At 77.2% G+C, this 1823-nt stretch carries 2 protein-coding genes; one reads left to right on the forward strand and one right to left on the reverse strand.

The window, feature by feature from the left end; genetic code table 11:
• Positions 1 to 609, reverse strand: a 609-nt coding sequence (locus tag E1298_RS46620) for an MFS transporter (protein ID WP_165975998.1), incomplete at its 3' end; no start/stop codon positions are given.
• 94 nt (positions 610 to 703) lie between these two features.
• Here E1298_RS46620 and E1298_RS46625 point away from each other — a divergent pair.
• Positions 704 to 1823: LacI family DNA-binding transcriptional regulator (locus E1298_RS46625; protein ID WP_131903761.1), on the forward strand; the 1120-nt coding region annotated here is incomplete at its 3' end.

Here is a 1823-nt window from a genome sequence, read left to right on the forward strand (position 1 = left end):
GGGGCGGGCGAACGCGGGGCCGCCCGCCTGCGCGTCGGCCCCGGCGGGCAGCAGCGCCCGGGTGGCCACGAGGCCGATCACCAGGGCGGCGGCGCCCGTCCCGCCCAGGTGGAGGGGGACGGGCACGCCGTGGTGGGCGGCGGCCGACCCGGCCACCGCGCCGGCCAGGGCGCCGCCGCTGAAGCTGGCGTGCAGACCCGACATGATCGGCCGCCCGTAGCGGTCCTGGACGGTCATCCCGGCGCTGTTCATGGAGACGTCCAGGCAGCCGAGCGCGGCGCCCCACGCGGTGAGCGCGGCGAACAGCGCGCCCCAGGATCCCGCGAGGCCGATCAGGCCGGGCAGGACGCAGAACGCGGCGAACGCCACCCGCGTCACGGGGCGGCTGCCGAGCCGCGCGACCAGCGCCCCGGCCGCGGTCATCGCCACGACCGAGCCGAGCGCGGGCCCGGTGAGCGCGGCGCCGAGGGCGGCGGAGCCGAGCCCGAGGTCGGTCTTGACCTCGGGGATGCGCGGCAGCCAGGACGCGAAGACCGCCCCGTTGAGGAAGAACACCGCCGTCACGGCCCGGCGCGCCGCGCGGACCCGCCGCTCCGGAACCGCCACCACCGCACCTCCTTCACGTGTTGACCGGTAAACACAAGGAGGGTACGAGCTACTCTGTTGACCGGTCAACTGCCTATCCTCCGGTGAAGGGACCGCGATGGCGACGCTGCGGGACGTGGCGGCCGCCGTGGGCGTGTCGCACACGACGGTCTCCAACGCCTACCACCGCCCGGACCGGCTGTCGGCGGCGCTGCGCGAGCGGATCCTGGAGGCCGCCCGCGAGCTCGGCTATCCCGGGCCCGACCCGCTCGCGGCGGGCCTGGCGACACGCCACGCCGGGGCGTTCGGAGTGCTGTTCACCGAGGCCCTGTCCTACGCGTTCACCGACCCGGCGGCGGTGATGTTCCTGCAAGGGGTGGCGGGCACGAGCGAACTGGCCGACGTGGGCCTGACGCTGATCCCGGCGCCGCCGGAGTCCCCGTCGTCCGGGACGTGGGCGTCGGACGCGGTGCACCGCGCGGTGGTCGACGGGTTCCTGGCGTATTCGCTGCCGGACGAGCATCCGGGGCTGGTGGCCGCGCGCGCTCGGGGCCTCCCGATGGTGGTGGTGGACGAGCCGGAGCCGCGTCCCGGCGACGCCGAGCCGTTCGTGTGCGTCGACGACCGCGACGGGGCGCGGCAGGCCGCCGCCCATGTGGCAGTCCTCGGGCACCGCCGGGTCGCGGTGCTCGCCGACCGGCTCGCCGGCGACGCCCGCTCGGGCCCGGCAGGCGGCGCGCGGGTGCGCGGCGCGACCTACGCCGTCGCGCGGCACCGCATCGCCGGATACTTCGACGCGCTGCCGGCCGGGGAACGCCCGCCGGTGGTGGAGTGCGGCGGCAACACCGCCGAGCTGGGCCGGGCGGCGGCGCGGGGGCTGCTGGAGGGCCCGGCGGAGCGGCGGCCGACCGCGATCCTCGCGATGACCGACCGGCTCGCCGAGGGCGTCCTCGCGGCGGCCCGCGACCTCGGCGTCGCGGTGCCGGGCGCCCTGTCGGTGGTGGGCTTCGACGACCTGCCGTCGGCCGCGTCGGCGGCCCCGCCGCTGACGACCGTCCGGCAGCCGCTGGTGCGCAAGGGCGAGGTGGCGGCGCGGCTGCTCCTCGACCTGATCGCCGCCCCGGCCGCGCGCAGGGAACACGTGCGGCTTCCCGCGGAGCTGATCGTCCGGTCCACCACGGCCCCACCCCCCCCCCTCTCTCTTATTCACATCTCCCAGCCCACCAGACACAGAACGG

The sequence above is a fragment of the Actinomadura rubrisoli genome, from assembly GCF_004349215.1.
Classification (GTDB): Bacteria; Actinomycetota; Actinomycetes; order Streptosporangiales; family Streptosporangiaceae; genus Spirillospora; species Spirillospora rubrisoli.